Source organism: Rhodoferax sp. GW821-FHT07F03 (assembly GCF_059418745.1).
This window is the reverse complement of sequence record NZ_JBWKQM010000001.1, coordinates 157,724-174,556: the sequence shown is the minus strand read 5'-3', so window position 1 is coordinate 174,556 and position 16,833 is coordinate 157,724. Positions and strand designations below refer to the sequence as shown.

Here is a 16,833-nt window from a genome sequence, read left to right as displayed (position 1 = left end):
GCAATTGGAAGGATGGACACCACGGATTGCGAAATAGCAACCCCGGTGATAGTGACGCAGGTTACTAATTAGGCAAAAAAGAGCTTCAGCCATCCAGAACACCCAGCAATTTGCGCAGCAGCGCATCCATCTGACCCATCTCTTTTTCAGAAAACCCGGCCCAGAGCGCCCTGTATTGCTGGCGGCGCAAAGGCTGCAGCGTTTCCACCAAGTTTTGACCTACGTCCACTGCGGTCAGGTGGTCAACAGCAGCACGGACACAAACGCACTATATAGATAGATAAGTGCCGGTGTCCTATCCATCCTACGTCGTACTGGTCGCTGTGAACGAAATGCTCTGCCGCCCAGACACGTACCGACAAAGGCACTTGTTCTCAATAACCTGTTCACCAAGCCCTGCGCACAAGCGCCTTCCCCGACCATTTTTCAGAACCATGCGACGCAGCAACGCGACCCATAACAAAATTTAAAAAAATGACTATTTCTGATATTTAGATAGGTATCAGAAAAAAAGTGGTTTTGCGGACTCATCATCTTCAAAAAACCGAAACCTCCCCTAGGAAACACCTACCGAGGGTTTTCCTTAATTTGAATATCAATATGAATAATACCCAAAACTCTATTAGTTTCATACGTTTTTGATATGTATCATCCGCTTACTTCTTGAAGTGATGCAACCTGAAATCGTTGCCTAACCCCAAGGGGTTGCAGGGAGGCTGAACGCGGGCGGCCTCACTAACGCCCGACACCCGTTATCCATTGATAGACATAGAGGAGACACTAATGATGAACAACCGACGTACCCTGTTGGCCACCTTGCTGGCTGCATCTTTTGCTGTAGCAGCTCCCATGAGCGCATTCGCTCAAAAGAAAATCGTAATGGGCTTTAGCCAGATCGGTGCCGAAAGCGAATGGCGTACCGCCAACACCAACTCCATGAAGACAGCAGCCTCTGCTGCCGGCATTGATTTGAAATTCTCCGATGCTCAACAAAAACAAGAAAACCAGATCAAGGCATTGCGCTCTTTCATTGCTCAAAAAGTGGATGTAATCGCATTGACCCCCGTCGTTGAATCTGGCTGGGACACCGTACTCAAGGAAATCAAGGACGCCAAGATTCCTCTGATTCTGGTGGATCGTTCTGTCGACTCCAAAGATACATCTTTGTATGTTACTCACATCGGTTTTGACTTCGTAGAAGAAGGTCGCATGGCCGGCCGTTGGTTGGTCGAAAAAGTGAAGGGCACCACGGGCGATGTGAACGTGGTGGAACTGCAAGGCACCGTTGGCTCTGCTCCCGCCGTTGATCGCAAGAAAGGCTTTGAAGAAGCAATCAAGAGCGAACCCCGGATCAAGATCATCCGTTCGCAGACCGGTGATTTCACCCGTGCGAAGGGCAAAGAAGTCATGGAGGCTTTCTTAAAAGCCGAAGGCAAAAAGATCAATGTGCTCTACGCGCATAACGACGACATGGGCATCGGTGCTATCCAGGCTATCGAAGAAGCTGGTCTGAAGCCCGCCAAAGACATCATGGTCATCTCCGTCGATGGCGTGAAGGGTGCATTTGAAGCCATGATCGCTGGCAAGCTGAATGTCACCGTAGAGTGCAGCCCCCTGCTCGGCCCTCTGGTCATGTCGACCGCCAAGGACATTGTTGCTGGCAAGCCCGTACCCAAAGATATTCAGGGTAAAGATGGCATTTACCCCATGGAAGTTGCAGCCAAGGAGTTCCCAAACCGCAAATACTGATCGCGGTTCAATCGGGATTTTTTCATTTACTAGGATTTAGCCCACGGCCTTGGCCGTGGGCTTTTTTTCAAGACACATGACACACACAACACAGGCTTCCAGCACTGTCACTCCTGTACTAGAGCTGTCTGGCATAGCCAAACAGTTCGGTACCATGCGGGCGCTTTCTGGCGTGAATCTGCGCCTATTTGCGGGTGAAGTGCACGCCTTGATGGGGCAAAACGGCGCTGGAAAATCCACACTGATCAAAGTATTGACCGGCGTGTATCGTGCCGACGACGGTGAAATGCGCCTAGGTGGAAAGCCCATCAACGCCGCGTCTACGCTAGAAGCCCAACATCTGGGCATTAGCACGGTCTACCAAGAAGTCAACCTCTGCCCCAATTTGTCGGTAGCAGAAAACATTTTTGCAGGCCGCTATCCGCGCAAAGGTTTATCGGGCGCTTACGCCATTGATTGGTCACACATGCAGCGCGAAGCACGGCAGCTGCTCGCGCGTTTGAATTTGGATATTGATGTTACCCAGACGCTCTCCAGCTACTCTGTAGCCGTACAGCAGATGGTGGCAATTGCCCGGGGCCTGAGTATCTCGGCTCAAGTATTGATCTTGGACGAACCAACCTCCAGTCTGGACGACGAAGAGGTAGAGCGCCTCTATGGCGTACTGCGCCAATTGCGCGATCAGGGTATGGCGATTTTGTTTGTCACCCATTTTCTGGATCAGGTATATGCGGTGTGCGACCGTATCACCGTGCTACGCAATGGCGAATTGGTGGGCGAGTATCTGGCCGCTGACTTGGGGCACAACGCGCTGATTGCTGCCATGGTGGGACGTGAAATGGTGGCAAATCCTGCACAAGCAGCGGGCGCGAGCGCCAACGTGCAAAAAGAACAATCTGTATTGCTGCAGACGCGTGGCCTCGCCCGTGCGGGCAGTGTCAAGCCACTGGACCTGACGTTGCATCGCGGAGAGGTGGTGGGCTTGGGTGGCCTGTTGGGCTCGGGACGTACGGAACTAGCGCGTGTGCTCTTTGGCCTGGACCAAAGCGACGCGGGCGAGTTGGTGATAAACGATAGCCCAGTGAAGATGGATTCGCCCGTGGAGGCAATTCGTCTGGGTCTGGGTTTGTGTCCAGAAGACCGCAAGGCCGAAGGCATCATTGGCGAACTCTCGGTACGCGAAAACATTGCGCTTGCCTTGCAGGCACGCCAAGGTCTGTGGCCCTGCATTTCACGGGCCAAGCAAATTGAAATGGCTGAGTACTACGTAAAGAACTTGGGCATCAAAACCAACAGCATTGAAACGCCTATTGGTCAGCTCTCGGGTGGTAACCAGCAAAAGGCAGTGTTGGGTCGTTGGCTGGCTACCAAGCCTAGCCTATTGATTCTGGACGAACCTACTCGCGGCATTGATATTGCGGCTAAGCAGGAAATCATGAACGAAATATTGGTATTGGCAAAACAAGGGATGGCTGTGTTATTCATCTCCTCAGAGATGGAAGAAGTAGTGCGCTTATCGGACCGCATTGTCGTGATGCGCGACCGCGCCAAAGTGGGCGAACTGCCCGGCGGAACGGAAGACCATGCGGTCTACGCCATGATTGCAGGGCAGGCATGAGCATGACAAACAAATCTTCTTGGCTGGTACGGGTGCAAACGCACCATTTGCTGTGGCCACTGGTTACCTTGGCGCTGATTTTGATGGTCAATGCCAGTCTGAATCCGGGTTTCTGGATGCTGCAATGGCGTGACGGTCACCTTTATGGCAGCGTCATCGACATCCTAAATCGCGCCTCACCACTGATGCTGGTGGCTCTGGGCATGACATTGGTAATCGCCACGCGCGGTATCGATATTTCGGTAGGTGCCACAGTGGCCATTAGCGCCGCGGTGGCTGCATTGATGGTTGGTGGCACGCTGGTGATCAACGACGGCGTGGCCCAGCATGTGAGTCGATTTCCGATGTGGTTGGCAATTAGCTGCGCCCTGCTCACGGCACTGGCCTGCGGGCTATGGAACGGGGTGCTGGTCGCCAAGATTGGCTTGCAACCCATCATCGCCACACTGATCCTGATGGTGGCAGGCCGCGGTGTAGCCCAGCTTCTGACAGACGGACAAATTGTCACGGTGTACTACCCACCCTATTTTTTCATTGGCAGTGGCTATCTTTGGGGTTTGCCATTTGCGTTGTTCATTGCCGGATTTGTGTACCTTGTAATGCATCTGGCGGTAACGCGCACGGCACTGGGGCTGTTTATCCAGGCAATTGGCATCAACCCCGCAGCGGCCCGCTTGGCAGGTGTGCGTGAGCGTTTGATCAGCATCTGCGTGTATGCATTTTGCGGCCTCACCGCCGGTGTGGCGGGTTTGATCATTAGCTCCAACGTCAAGAGTGCGGACGGCAACAACGCAGGTAACTTGCTGGAATTGGATGCAATTCTGGCTGTCACTCTAGGCGGCACTTTGCTAACCGGTGGACGCTTCAGCCTGGCGGGCAGCCTGATTGGTGCGCTCATCATTCAGACGCTGACTTCCACCATCTATTCGATTGGTGTTCCACCTGAGATCAATTTGGTAGTGAAGGCAGCTGTGGTGTTCGTAGTCATGCTGATGCAGTCAGCAGAGTTTCGCCGTGCGGTACGCGGCTGGGTGGTGCGCCCAAGCGCAGGGAGCAAAGCATGAAATTAGCAAGCAAATATATCCCCTTAGCGGCCACGGTGTCACTGTTCGCGGTCATGTCGGTGTTTGGCTCGGTGTCTTACAACGGTTTTTTCTCAACACAGGTTTTTTTGAACCTGCTGATCGACAACGCCTTTTTGGTCATTGTGGCTGTGGGCATGACCTTTGTCATTCTGTCCGGAGGCATCGATCTCTCGGTGGGCTCGGTGGTGGCACTTAGCACCATTGTGCTGGCCAAACTGGTAGAGCATTTGCATTGGCATCTGGCGCTAGCCATTCCCCTGGTGCTATGCATGGGAGCATTGTTTGGCGCATTCATGGGCTGGTTGATCCAGCGCTTTCGCCTGCAGCCCTTTATCGTCACTCTGGCTGGCATGTTTTTGGCGCGTGGCATGTGCTATCTCATCAGTATTGATTCAATCAGCATTACCGACCCAACCTACACAATGCTGGCACAAACACGCATCCACCTCTGGGCGGATGGGCCCATGCTGTCCATAAGCGCCATCCTTGCATTGGTGGTCTTGGCCGTTGCAGTATTTTTTGCGCATAACACGCAGTTTGGCCGTACCGTATACGCCATTGGCGGTTCGGAGCATTCGGCTGTGCTAATGGGACTGCCGGTGGCCCGTACCAACGTGACGGTCTATGCACTGAGCGGATTTTGTGCTGCGTTGGGTGGTGTGGTGTTCACCTTCTACATGCTGTCGGGTTATGGCTTGCACGCAGTAGGCTTAGAGCTTGATGCAATTGCTGCAGTAGTGATTGGTGGCGCGCTGCTTAGCGGAGGTGTGGGCTATATGCTGGGCACTCTGTTTGGTGTGCTAACCCTGGGAATCATCCAGACCCTCATCATGTTCGATGGCTCGCTCAGTTCCTGGTGGACGCGCATCGTGATTGGCGCATTGCTATTTGTGTTTTGCGTGTTGCAACGCGTGTTCGAGTCAGGGAGAAAGACCTCCTAATGCCAGGCCGGACACAACATACTTGTAAATGTATGTAATACCGCCTCCCAACCCAGGAACTACCGATGAGCAATACCTTGATCGTGGACGCCTCTCCTAAGACTCAGCAGAAATATCGACCACGTTTCATACAAAGGCTCAATCCGTTGATATGGTTGCAAGGCTGTTTTCTGCGATTGCCATTGGGGGTAAAAATCGCGCTGCCGCCAATGTTTGTGATCATCTGTTTGCTGCTCATTTCAGGCATCGCCTGGTTTGCAAACAGTGGTCTCACGCGCGAATTGCACAATGTGGCCGACACTGGCATGGTCAACATCGACAAGGCGCATCAGTATGAAGCAGCTTTACAAGAGTTGCAGCTGGGCGCATCCCAATTGGTGGCTGCCCTGGCTCTGCAAAAGGATGCCGTCGTCACTGACTCGATGAAAGCGCGCCTCGGTGGCAAGTTGACAGAACTGGAGCAGGCGATTGTAGGCGCCAACAAGGCAGTCGCAACACATGTTGATTCCAACGTAGACACGGAGTTGGTAGACGATTTGCAGGCCATCACCGAAGCCATCGCAACCTACCGACAAGAGTTTGATAAAACACTCACCGTAGCATCCGGAGACAACAACGGTGCAGCCAATGCGTTGACGATGCTTAACGACGCGCATCGTGTCGCGGCAGACAAAATTGCCATTTTGCTCAGCCGGGAAGCTAGTGCCGCCCAAGCCTCGCTGAGCAACGGTGATGCATTGGCCACGCTAAACACCCGCTTGATCATCGGCTTTGTTGTCCTATCTGTGTTGCTCTCGGCACTGATCAGTTGGACCTGCACACGTTACCTGACACAAATTTTGAAACGAGCCAGTGTGATTGCAGCAGCGCTGGAACAGGGTGATTTAACCCGCCGATCGGATATCGAACCCCATGACGTCGCAGGCCACACTGTGCGCGCGCTGTCGGACGTATCGGTCAACCTGAGCCAATTGGTGAAAGACGTGCGTGATTCGGCGACACAGGTAGAACTGGCATCCAAGGAAATTGAAGCCGGTAACCACGACCTGTCCCGTCGCACTGAGCAGCAGGCCAACATTTTGCAGGAGACGGCTGCCTCTATTGCGGATCTCAGCAACACGGTGAGAAACAGCGCAGAAAGCGCCCAGCAGGCAAACCGACTCGCCATGAATGCGTCGACGGTGGCGCAGCGCGGTGGTGAAGTGGTGCACCAGGTAGTGCAAACCATGAAGGGAATCAATGACGCGTCTCGCAAAATTGCGGACATTATTGGCGTGATTGATGGCATCGCTTTTCAAACCAACATCCTGGCACTTAACGCCGCGGTGGAAGCTGCGCGTGCTGGCGAGCAAGGGCGTGGCTTTGCCGTAGTTGCATCGGAAGTGCGCAGTCTGGCCGGCCGCAGCGCGGACGCGGCCAAAGAAATCAAGAGTCTGATCCATGCCAGTGTGGAGCGCGTGGGTTCCGGCTCTATTTTGGTTGACCAGGCAGGAATCACCATGACCGAAGTGGTAAATTCCATTCGCCAAGCTACTGAATTAATGGGTGACATCAGCGCAGCCAGTTCCACGCAAAGCGATGGCGTTTCTCAGGTGGATGAGGCGATGAAACAAATGGATAAAACCACGCAACAAAATGCTGCCTTGGTCGAACAAATGGCGGCCGCGGCCAGCAGCCTGAGAAACCAGGCCGGTGGTTTGGTGCAAATGGTTGAGGTGTTCAAATTGGGGGCTACCGATTGATGTGCCCATATTGAATGCTGGAGGCTGCACCTGCGTAACCCTGGGCTACGGGATTAATCCAAAACGGGTGTATTGATGGAAGTACGAAGAACGCCAGAGCCAGATGCTGGCCACGCTGCAAGATGACAATGTAGGGTTGCTCCGCTGCAGTTGCTGGGCAACTGGAAGAGTCGCATCCCATACGATGTTTTCATCGCCTGCTCGTCAGTGACCAGTGACGTAACCAAAGTGGGCTGTCTGGCATAAATTCTTGGGCCAGCACGGAGTGAACAAGAGCCTGATTGCCCAGTTCATGCTGGCGCCGTTCGGCAAAGTCGTCGACATCTAATGCGAAGTCAAGGAACTGGACGCAGAACTACGCAAGGCTATTCAGCAACGCCAGTGCTCGATTCTGCACTCGATCACGGCCCATCCGATGGACTACACGTCGTGACCAGGTTTGGCGGGAGAGTTTGGATCGTTCTCGGAAAAAGTGACGTGTTGATCATTTGACCTTGTCCTTGGGTAATTGCCTGTCTCGTCCACGAGTCGGGTGAAGGGCGCCCAGTACAGCAGACTGTAATTCAGTGAGACTCAGAAATTACACAATCAAGGAAAGTCTTGCCACGCATTGATGCGCCTCGGGAATAAAAAAAGCACCAGACTCTGGTGCTTTTTTATATTGCTGCAAGCAGCTTTGGCGTTACGGCCTAGACAGAAACAGCAGCCTTGCGGCGACGCGAGGTGCCCAAAATGCCCAGCAGGCCAGCACCCATCAGAGCCAGGGAACCTGGTTCAGGCACCTTGCTGGTCGTGGTTTTCACATTGGCGGCCACAGACAACAGCTTCACGAAGTCGTTGATAGTATCCATTGCACCACCACCGTAGCCGGAGTTGTATGCACTGATCAGCCACCAGCTGGAATAAGTAGTGCTGTCTGTCGTGTTGTAAGTGACATCAGTTCCTGTGCCGCCGGTGTTGGTAGCCGTCGTTGTGCCTGCCGTTCCGTAGTTCTTGACCGAAGTCCAGCCATTGGCCGCGTTCAAGGTAGTGGAATTGGTTGCCTGGCCCACACTGGTACCGGTCAAGGTCTTACCCGTAATGGTTGGGGTGCCCGCACCGGTGTACGCCAATACGGTGATGTCCGCATCGCTAGCCCAGTAGCCCAGGGTCAGGCTGGTGATGTTCACGGCCGAACCAAAACTCAGCAGGATCAGATCCGTACCATTCTGGTTGTCAGCCGTGTGCGTGGGGCTGGTCGCATCTTCGTTGACAGACACTACGCCCAAACCCAAGCCAGAACCCCAGTTACGAACGTTTGCTGCTGCAAATGCGGTGCCCGTGGTCGGAGCCGCGACAGTACCCGTACCTGTGGAGTAAGCCTGGGCATTCAGCGTAGTACCGCCAGCAGAGCCGCAGGTCAGGGTATTACCAATGCTCGTGGAGTTATTGCAACCAGAATCCAGCGCCCAAGTACCCGCTGCAAAGCTAGGTGCGGACAACAGAGCGAATGCACCGCACAACAACCATTGTTTGACGGAACCGTGGTTTGCAGAATGGGTTTTCATCATTTTTCCTCTTGAACCGAATTAAGCGAAGCGACGACTGCAAAAATCTGTCGGCCATATGTAAACAACAAAGCAACACTCATGCCAAACAAATAAACCATTTATTATCAATAACTTATGCAATTCATTGCCATTTGATGTGTTACATATGTAAAGGATTTCGACACAAAATAAAGTCCATACAACGCGATTTAGCGCAAGCTTTTGAGCAAGCTGTCGGCCTCGGCCATGGTCTCAAAACGGCGTCCGGATTTCAGGGCCGCCTCGACCTCGTCACGGGCCTCTGTTTTGCGTCCCGATTGGGCCAGAACCGCCGCCAGGTGGTAACGGATGTCCGGGTTGCCGGGCTCGCGCAGGCGTGCATCGCGCAGTAGTTGCAAGGCGCGATCCACCTGGCCGTTCTGAAACAAGGCCCAGCCCAGGGTGTCGATCGCGTTGGCATTACTGGGTGCCTTGGCCATAGCCTTTTCAGCCACGGTGACCGCCGAGGGATCTTTCAAGCGCAACAGCACATTGGCCAGGTTATTCAAGGCATCAGCGTCGTCAGGAGACAGCGCCAGCAAAGACTCATAGCTGGTGCGGGCTGCGGCGTAGTTGCCCGCACGCGCATAGCCATCGGCCAGAGCGCGACGCACCGAGACATCCTGTGGCCGGGTTTTCAACCATTGCTCCGCCAACTGCACGGCGGGTTTACCGCCGTCCTGGCCTGACAAGGCGCGGAACAAGCGCAGCAGCGTGTCCGAGCTAGGCTCGATCTGGAGGGCTCGGCGGTAGTTGTCGATTGCAGCTGCAGATTGGCCACGGGCCTGCGCAACGTCTCCCAACAGGCTGTAGCCAATCGCCCGTTTCGGCGCCAACGCGAGAACCTGGCGTGCACGTTGCTCGGCCTTGGCAGGATTTGCCTGCCGCAACTCCACGTCGGTCATCAAGGCCAAAGCAGGCAGGAAGTCAGGCTTGCTGGACAAGGCTTTTTCCAGGCTATAGGCGGCCCCCGCAGGGTTGTTCGCCGTCATTTGCAAGGTTGCGATTTCGGTTTGCTGAGGTGCGTTGAAGTCGGCGAAACGGGTTGCGCCGGAGAAGGTGGAACGCGCACCTTCGAGATCGCCATTGGCCAATTGGGCGCGGCCATACACCAGCATCACAGGCAAGTTGTCGCCCGCCTTGGCAGACAGGCGCTTGGCGGCCTCCAATGCCAATGCCGGCGCGCGGTTGCGCAAATGGAACTCCACCAGCGAGGTACCGGGGCGCAATTCGCCAGGGCCGGAGATATCGTTGGCTTTTTCCAGCCAGCGCTGCGTTTCCGCGGTTTGACCGCGACGATCGGACACATTGGCCATCTCGTACATGGCATCCACATTCTTGTCATCGGACTGCAAGATGGCGGCCAAGCGGGTTGCGGCCGAGTCATAGGCCTTGTTCAGCATATCTAGCCGGGCCAAATTCAGCTTGGGCTGCAGCAGGCTGCCATCCAGTGCCAGAGCGCGCTCGAAGCTGGCCTTGGCGGCTACCCGGTTGCCGCCCTGGGCCTGGGCCATGCCCAGCATGTTCAGGAACCCGGCATTGCCGGGCTGCTGCTTCACCAATTTGTCGGCAATGGCCAAGGCTTTGTCAGAGAGTCCGTCTCGCAAGTACAAAATCACCAGACCGGTGCCCGCCTGTGTTTGCTTGGGGTCTTTAAAGGCGGTTTCCAGCTGCGCAATCGCGTCGCCGGTCTGGCCACCGCCCAGCAAACTCATACCCAACGCGGTGTGAAATTCGGGTGCATTTTTAGTCGCCAAAGCCTGCTGCATCAAAGCTGTCGCCTTGGCGTTATGCCCCAAGGCCATATGGGCGCCAGCCAACATGGTGATGGCCTGGCCATCGCCAGGCTGCGCCTTGACGTACGCCTCCAATAGATCGGAGGCACGACCGAAATTGCCCTCGGCCATATTGATCTGCGCCAGCAACTTGGACACCGGGCTATTGCCCTGGATCTTTTGGAAGGAGTCCAGATAAGGCTTGGCCTTTTCGGTCTCACCCAATCCAAAATGCGCCAGCCCGTTGAGCATCAGCAGCTGTGGACGGTACTGGATGAAGGGTACCGGCACAGGGTCCAAAAAAGCCGTGACCTCGGCCAGGGCCGAGCGCACGGCAACAGGTTTGCCGTCGCGCTCAGCCAGCAGGGCCTTGAGATAAGCCGCGCGCGGCTCGCTTGGCGACAAGCGCTGCACCTCGGCCACGTCCTTGGCGGACTCTGCATATTTTCCTAAATCGATAGCAATACCCGCACGGGCGACGCGCGCTTCCACATGTTTCGCATCCAGCTGCAAGGCAGCGTCATAGGCCGCCACGGCGCCACGCAAGTCACCTTGGACGTGGGCCAAAGAACCCTTTTGATAACGCGCCTCCGCTGAATTGGGTGCCAGGGCCAAGGCCCGGTCTATGGCCGAATTGGCCTCGCTGAACTGGCGCGAACGAATGCGCACCGGCACCTCGGCCAGCCAGACTTCCGCACTGCGGCCGTCCACGATACGGGCTTCATCGATGGCTTTCAACGCATCCCGTGGCTCACCAATGTCTGCGCTGGCAGATGCACGCAGCAGCAAAAGCTGGATTTGCGTGGCAGGCGGCAAACCGGTGGGATTGAACAAGGCTTGGCTCAGCATCAACTTGTGCTTGCCCTGGGCGATAAACGCTTGGGCCAGCGGTACCACGACTTCGGCCCGGTTCACCCCCAAGCGCAGCGCTTCATTCAACGCAACCTCGGAAGCCACCGCCTCGCCATTCGCCAGCAAAGCCTTGCCCAGCAGCACCTGGACGGGCAGCATGTTTTTGTCGATTTGAAGCGCATTCTTCAGCTGGATGATGGCGCCGGGCATGTCGTGGCGCTCATAGCGACTCAGCGCATCTTCGTAATAACGCGATGCCTTGCTGTCTGACACCGCATAGGAGGAAACGCTGGTGGCACACAGCAAAGCCAAAAGCGTGGCGCGCCCGGCAAAAGCCGCGCTGCTAGAAAGGGGAAATAGCTTCATGGAGGGCAACTCTTGGCAGCGGGCGCACGGTGCGGCCCATCCAGGAATGTTAGCCCATGTAACAAAGCCTTTACAGGAGGAATCTCCCCACTCCGTGAGGAAATGGACTATCGGTGATTTGCTTCACATCCCGCTACAACACCCAAAATCTGCGTGATACAAACCGGCAGACCGGTATCACGCCGAAGCGGCAAAACGCTCGAATCCACGCGCCCGCAGCACGCAGGCCGGGCATTCGCCACAGCCGTAGCCCCAGGCTTGGCGGTGGCCACGGTCGCCCAGGTAGCAGGTGTGGGTGTGCTCCACGATCAGGTCTACCAACGCCTGGCCACCCAATTGCCGTGCCAGTTCCCAGGTTTGCGCCTTGTCTATCCACATCAACGGGGTTTCAATCAAATACCGTTTGTCCATGCCCAACGACAAAGCCAGTTGCATGGCTTTCATGGTGTCATCGCGGCAATCCGGGTAGCCCGAAAAATCGGTCTCGCACACGCCGGTGACGATAACTTCCAGATTACGCCGGTAGGCCAGGGCTGCAGCCAGGGTCAAAAACAACAGATTACGCCCGGGCACAAAGGTGTTGGGCAGGCCACTCTCCTCCATCTTGAACGCCATGTCACGGGTCAGCGAGGTCTCACTCACCTGGCCCAGAACGGACAAATCCAGCAGATGGTCTTCGCCCATCTTGCCGGCCCACTGCGGGAATTGCAGCTTGATCTGCTCCAGCACGCGCAGACGAGCCTGCAGCTCTACATGGTGGCGCTGGCCATAATCAAACGCAACCGTCTCCACATGGTCGTACTTGGACAAAGCCTGGGCCAGGCAGGTGGTGGAGTCCTGCCCACCGGAAAACAAAACAAGAGCGCGGGAATGCATGGTCGGATTTCAATAACAGTAAAAAGCTTTATAGGCTATTTTCGTAGAAGACGACAGCCGGCGCCCAGGCCGAGGCAGGTAGGATGCGACCATGAAATTCCTCCTGCGCCTGGTCCGCACATTGTTCAGATACACACTGACACCCCTGATCGCCCTGCTGCTGGTATTCGAAGAATGGGGTTGGGAGCCGCTGGCCCGGCTGATGGACAGGCTGGCGCATTTACCGGTCTGGTCGCATTTGGAGCGCCTGGTGCGGCGCCTGCCGCCGTATGCCGCCCTGCTGGTATTTTTTGTGCCCATGCTAACGCTGCTGCCCATCAAGCTGCTGGCCTTTTACTGGATCAGCAAAGGGCATGCCTTGCTGGGCCTGCTGGTGGTGCTGGCAGCCAAGCTGCTGGGCACAGCGGTAGTGGCCCGCCTATTCCACCTAACGCAGCCGGCACTCATGCAGCTACCCTGGTTCAGCCGCCTATACCAACGCTGGAAAGCATGGAAGGACGAATTGATTGCCCAAGTCAGAAACAGCCGGCCCTGGCGCATAGCCCGAGCGAGTTCACGCACCGTGCGCCAAGTCAGCCGTAAGCTGCTGGAAACCCTGCGCCAGGCCTTCCGCTAGCCTTCAAAGGTCTTATAAGCTTTTTAGGGCTCTAGCGCAGATACTACCTGCGCTAGCAGCTATAAAAACGATAGTACTTAGAAATCAAACTCAATGTGAGTGGCGTGGCACGGTCGAACCGCGGCAGCCCACCAGGAAGTCGAAATCGCAGCCATCGTCGGCCTGCAGCACGTGGTCCACGTACAGGCGGGCATAGCCCCCCGACAGCGGCTTGGGTACGTTGCCTGCCAGGGCGGCCAGGCGCTCGGCCAGCTCGGCATCGCTGATGTCCAGATGCAAGCGGCCTTGTTCGCAGTCCAGCTCGATGAAGTCACCATCGCGCACGGCGGCCAGCGGGCCACCGGCAGCGGCCTCAGGTGCCACGTGCAGCACGACGGTGCCGTAGGCGGTGCCACTCATGCGGGCGTCGGAGATGCGCACCATGTCTTTTACGCCCTGGCGCAGCAGCTTGGGTGGCAGGCCCATATTGCCGACCTCGGCCATGCCGGGGTAACCCTTGGGGCCGCAGTTCTTCATCACCATCACGCAGCTGGCGTCGATGTCCAGGTTTTCATCGACGATGCGTTCCTTGTAATGCTCCAGGTTCTCGAACACCACGGCGCGGCCGCGGTGCTTGAGCAGCGCGGGCGTAGCCGCCGATGGCTTGAGCACCGCGCCGCGTGGCGACAGGTTGCCGCGCAGGATGCAGATGCCACCGTCGGCGATCAACGGGTTATCGATGGGGCGGATGACTTCGTCGTTGTACTGGGGTGCTTCACGCACGTTGTCCCACATGGACTTGCCGTTCACCGTCAACGCATCGGGGTGCGGCAGCAGGCCATTCTCGCCCAGGCGGCGCAGCACGGCGGGCAGGCCACCGGCGTAGTAGAACTCTTCCATCAGGAAGCGGCCCGAAGGCTGCAAGTCCACGATAGTTGGGGTGTTACGGCCGATGCGGGTCCAGTCTTCCAGGTCCAGCTGCACACCGATACGGCCGGCAATGGCCTTCAAATGGATGACGGCATTGGTCGAGCCACCGATGGCGGCGTTGGTGCGGATGGCATTCTCGAAGGCTTCGCGGGTCAGAATCTTGGACAGGGTCAGGCCTTCGCGTGCCATCTCCACCGCGCGCGAACCCGACATATGGGCCAGCACGTAGCGGCGCGAATCCACTGCGGGAATTGCGGCGTTGTGCGGCAGCGAGGTGCCCAGGGCCTCGGCCATACAGGCCATGGTGGAGGCCGTGCCCATGGTGTTGCAGGTGCCGGCGGAACGCGACATGCCGGCTTCGGCGGCAAAGAATTGGTGTTCGTTGATCTCGCCGGCTTTCAGCGATTCATGCAGCTGCCAGACGGCAGTACCGGAGCCGATGTTCTTGCCATCCAGCTTGCCGTTCAGCATGGGGCCGCCGGTGACGACGATGGCCGGGATGTCGCAGCTGGCCGCGCCCATCAGCAAAGCCGGCGTGGTCTTGTCGCAGCCGGTGAGTAGCACCACCGCATCGATGGGGTTGCCACGGATGGCTTCTTCCACGTCCATGCTGGCCAGATTGCGGGTCAGCATGGCGGTGGGGCGCAGATTCGATTCGCCGTTGGAGAACACCGGAAACTCGACCGGGAAGCCTCCAGCCTCGAAGATGCCGCGCTTCACATGCTCGGCGATCTTGCGGAAGTGGGCGTTGCAGGGAGTCAGCTCAGACCAGGTATTGCAGATGCCGATGATGGGACGACCGTCGAACTCATGGTCGGGAATGCCCTGGTTCTTCATCCAGCTGCGGTACATGAAGCCGTTTTTATCGGCAGAGCCAAACCACTCCGCAGAACGCATTTTTTTCGGGGTATCAGTCATAGTAAATTTTTCAAAGAAGAGCGGCTACGGAAATCAGCCGCGGGGGATTTGCGGGCGGTAAAAAGCGCTGCAACAAGCAGAACAGCAAAAGCAGCGCGCCCACCACGATGCGCGTCCACCACGAACTCAAAGACTCATCAAAAGAAATCAATGCTTGGATGATGCCCACTGCGTGCATACCGTAGCAAAGCATGTAGAAGATGAACATGACACCAGCCAGCGTAGAGCAAAAACCAGACGGTATGTACACGCCAATCAGCGCAGAGCGCACTGACAAGCCCATCAACATGGCAGAGTATTCGCTGCCGCCGACGGCATACACGTTGCACCCCAAAGATGCGCAGTACGCCAAGGAAATGCCCCCAGCAACGCCACCAAAACGATGACGGTCCCTATGAAAATGGATGCGTCAGCCCATACAGACAAACGTATTTGCGATACCGCCGGGTAAAACTCACGGGTCATACTAATTGAATCAATGCTAATCAGGTAGCACAAGCCGTACACCAAGAACATGCCTGCCAGAGTCACCCAGAAATGCTGCAGGCGGTCTATCCGCGTAAGCTGCAGCGCTGGGTTGGCACTGGTGCCTAACATTATTTGTTCTTGTTGTAGACGTCAACAAACACGGCTGCCAGCAACACCAGACCCTTAATGATCTGCTGGTAATCAATACCGATGCCCATGATGGACATACCGTTGTTCATCACGCCCATGATGAAGGCGCCAATCACCGCCCCCATCACCTTGCCAACGCCACCGGACGCCGACGCGCCACCGATGAAGCAGGCTGCAATCACGTCCAGCTCAAATCCCAACCCACCCTTGGGCGTGGCGGTGTTCAGCCGCGCGGCAAACACCAGTCCGGCCAGCGCAGCCAGCACGCCCATATTGATGAAGGTGTAGAAGGCCAGACGCTCGGTTTTGATGCCCGACAGCTTGGCGGCCTTTTCGTTGCCGCCAAGGGCGTAGACGCGACGGCCAATGGTGGTCCGACTGGTCACGAAGTCAAACAACGCAATCAGCAGCGCCATGACGATCAGCACATTGGGCAGGCCCTTGTAGGATGCCAGCAGGTAACTGAAGGTGATCAGCAAGGCCGAGAAAATCACCATCTTGCCCCAAAAGAAGGCCGTGGGTTCGCCAGTCACACCGTGTTTTTGCTGATTGGCTCGTGCTCGTATACCCGCCACCACCAGTGCCAGGGCCACCAATACACCCAGCAGCAAAGAGGTCATGCGCAAACCTTCGGAGCTGAACAGATCGCCAATGAAACCCGAACTGAGCATCTGAAAAGTATCTGGGAATGGCCCCACCGACTGCCCTTGCAGCAACGCCAGCGCCAGCCCCCGGAACACCAGCATGCCCGCCAACGTGACGATGAAGGAGGGAATGCGGAAGAAGGCGACGAAGTAACCTTGCATGGCCCCGATCAGCCCACCTACAGCCAGGCAGAGAATGGCCGTGGGCAGGTAATGCCATTCGTAATTAACCATCAGCACCGCAGCCACCGCGCCTACAAAGCCGACGATGGAGCCGACCGACAGGTCGATGTGGCCCGCCACGATCACCAGCAGCATACCCAGCGCCATGATGACGATGTAGCTGTTTTGCAGCACCAGGTTGGTCAGGTTCAACGGCTGCATCAGCGTGCCGTTGGTCATGAACTGGAAGAAGGCCATGATGGCCACCAGCGACAGCAGCATGCCATATTCGCGCAGGTTGCTTTTGAAGAAGCTCAGGCCCGAAGGCGCGGCGGTGACAGCAGAGGCCGCAGGGGTTGTAGTTGTTTTTTCCATGATCTGAATGTTCTAGTAA

The 16,833-nt window shown here is 56.4% G+C and carries 12 protein-coding genes and 1 pseudogene; 6 read left to right on the top strand and 7 right to left on the bottom strand.

The window, feature by feature from the left end; genetic code table 11:
* Nucleotides 1-85 precede the first annotated feature (85 nt).
* Entirely contained in the window at nucleotides 86-208 is a 123-nt protein-coding gene (locus AC07R0_RS00750) for a hypothetical protein (protein WP_495099114.1), read from the bottom strand.
* Nucleotides 209-783: 575 nt separating this feature from the next.
* On the opposite strand from AC07R0_RS00750, the gene AC07R0_RS00745 reads away from it, so the two are divergent.
* The 5 genes from AC07R0_RS00745 to AC07R0_RS00725 all read left to right on the top strand — a co-directional run bounded on the left by AC07R0_RS00745 (nucleotide 784) and on the right by AC07R0_RS00725 (nucleotide 7,135).
* The gene (locus AC07R0_RS00745; RefSeq protein ID WP_495099113.1) at nucleotides 784-1,749 is read left to right on the top strand and encodes an ABC transporter substrate-binding protein; all 966 of its coding nucleotides are present in this window, start codon (nucleotides 784-786) and stop codon (nucleotides 1,747-1,749) included.
* 76 nt (nucleotides 1,750-1,825) lie between these two features.
* Nucleotides 1,826-3,367, top strand: a complete 1,542-nt coding sequence (locus AC07R0_RS00740; RefSeq protein WP_495099112.1) for a sugar ABC transporter ATP-binding protein — start codon at nucleotides 1,826-1,828, stop codon at nucleotides 3,365-3,367.
* A 2-nt stretch (nucleotides 3,368-3,369) separates the two neighbouring features.
* Nucleotides 3,370-4,431: an ABC transporter permease gene (locus AC07R0_RS00735; RefSeq protein WP_495099111.1), complete on the top strand. Its 1,062-nt coding sequence runs from the start codon at nucleotides 3,370-3,372 to the stop codon at nucleotides 4,429-4,431.
* Nucleotides 4,428-5,393, top strand: coding sequence for a galactofuranose ABC transporter, permease protein YjfF (gene yjfF / locus AC07R0_RS00730; RefSeq protein WP_495103397.1), 966 nt, complete (start codon nucleotides 4,428-4,430; stop codon nucleotides 5,391-5,393). The genes AC07R0_RS00735 and yjfF overlap by 4 nt, the downstream gene beginning before the upstream one ends.
* 65 nt (nucleotides 5,394-5,458) lie before the next feature.
* A complete protein-coding gene (locus AC07R0_RS00725; RefSeq protein ID WP_495103396.1) occupies nucleotides 5,459-7,135 on the top strand; it encodes a methyl-accepting chemotaxis protein in 1,677 nt (558 codons plus the stop codon).
* A 689-nt stretch (nucleotides 7,136-7,824) separates the two neighbouring features.
* On the opposite strand, the gene xdp1 is transcribed toward AC07R0_RS00725, so the two are convergent.
* The 3 genes from xdp1 to queC form a co-directional block, all read right to left on the bottom strand.
* A complete protein-coding gene (xdp1, locus tag AC07R0_RS00720) occupies nucleotides 7,825-8,685 on the bottom strand; it encodes an exosortase-dependent surface protein XDP1 (protein WP_495103395.1) in 861 nt (286 codons plus the stop codon).
* A 188-nt stretch (nucleotides 8,686-8,873) separates the two neighbouring features.
* Nucleotides 8,874-11,696, bottom strand: coding sequence for an XrtA/PEP-CTERM system TPR-repeat protein PrsT (gene prsT / locus AC07R0_RS00715; protein WP_495103394.1), 2,823 nt, complete (start codon nucleotides 11,694-11,696; stop codon nucleotides 8,874-8,876).
* A 177-nt stretch (nucleotides 11,697-11,873) separates the two neighbouring features.
* Nucleotides 11,874-12,572, bottom strand: coding sequence for a 7-cyano-7-deazaguanine synthase QueC (gene queC / locus AC07R0_RS00710; RefSeq protein WP_495103393.1), 699 nt, complete (start codon nucleotides 12,570-12,572; stop codon nucleotides 11,874-11,876).
* A gap of 91 nt (nucleotides 12,573-12,663) precedes the next feature.
* Here queC and AC07R0_RS00705 point away from each other — a divergent pair, with 91 nt between their 5' ends.
* On the top strand, nucleotides 12,664-13,188 hold the full coding sequence (locus tag AC07R0_RS00705; RefSeq protein ID WP_495103392.1) for a hypothetical protein: 525 nt from the start codon (nucleotides 12,664-12,666) through the stop codon (nucleotides 13,186-13,188).
* Between the two features lie 90 nt (nucleotides 13,189-13,278).
* Here the strand turns inward: AC07R0_RS00705 and AC07R0_RS00700 are convergent, their stop codons facing one another.
* The 3 genes and pseudogenes from AC07R0_RS00700 to mmsB all read right to left on the bottom strand — a co-directional run bounded on the left by AC07R0_RS00700 (nucleotide 13,279) and on the right by mmsB (nucleotide 16,814).
* The gene (locus AC07R0_RS00700) at nucleotides 13,279-15,015 is read right to left on the bottom strand and encodes an IlvD/Edd family dehydratase (protein ID WP_495077076.1); all 1,737 of its coding nucleotides are present in this window, start codon (nucleotides 15,013-15,015) and stop codon (nucleotides 13,279-13,281) included.
* A gap of 10 nt (nucleotides 15,016-15,025) precedes the next feature.
* Nucleotides 15,026-15,564 (bottom strand): annotated as a pseudogene (locus AC07R0_RS00695) (ABC transporter permease subunit); the annotation flags it as partial.
* 47 nt (nucleotides 15,565-15,611) lie between these two features.
* A complete protein-coding gene (gene mmsB, locus AC07R0_RS00690) occupies nucleotides 15,612-16,814 on the bottom strand; it encodes a multiple monosaccharide ABC transporter permease (protein ID WP_495077072.1) in 1,203 nt (400 codons plus the stop codon).
* Between the last annotated feature and the right edge of the window lie 19 nt (nucleotides 16,815-16,833).

Excerpts from the sequence above, each read along its gene's own strand:
- queC (WP_495103393.1), bottom strand. The coding sequence starts at position 12,572 with ATGCATTCCCGCGCTCTTGTTTTGTTTTCCGGTGGGCAGGACTCCACC.
- AC07R0_RS00740 (WP_495099112.1), top strand. The coding sequence starts at position 1,826 with ATGACACACACAACACAGGCTTCCAGCACTGTCACTCCTGTACTAGAG.
- yjfF (WP_495103397.1), top strand. The coding sequence starts at position 4,428 with ATGAAATTAGCAAGCAAATATATCCCCTTAGCGGCCACGGTGTCACTG.
- AC07R0_RS00745 (WP_495099113.1), top strand. The coding sequence starts at position 784 with ATGATGAACAACCGACGTACCCTGTTGGCCACCTTGCTGGCTGCATCT.
- mmsB (WP_495077072.1), bottom strand. The coding sequence starts at position 16,814 with ATGGAAAAAACAACTACAACCCCTGCGGCCTCTGCTGTCACCGCCGCG.
- xdp1 (WP_495103395.1), bottom strand. The coding sequence starts at position 8,685 with ATGATGAAAACCCATTCTGCAAACCACGGTTCCGTCAAACAATGGTTG.
- AC07R0_RS00700 (WP_495077076.1), bottom strand. The coding sequence starts at position 15,015 with ATGACTGATACCCCGAAAAAAATGCGTTCTGCGGAGTGGTTTGGCTCT.
- AC07R0_RS00725 (WP_495103396.1), top strand. The coding sequence starts at position 5,459 with ATGAGCAATACCTTGATCGTGGACGCCTCTCCTAAGACTCAGCAGAAA.
- prsT (WP_495103394.1), bottom strand. The coding sequence starts at position 11,696 with ATGAAGCTATTTCCCCTTTCTAGCAGCGCGGCTTTTGCCGGGCGCGCC.
- AC07R0_RS00705 (WP_495103392.1), top strand. The coding sequence starts at position 12,664 with ATGAAATTCCTCCTGCGCCTGGTCCGCACATTGTTCAGATACACACTG.
- AC07R0_RS00735 (WP_495099111.1), top strand. The coding sequence starts at position 3,370 with ATGACAAACAAATCTTCTTGGCTGGTACGGGTGCAAACGCACCATTTG.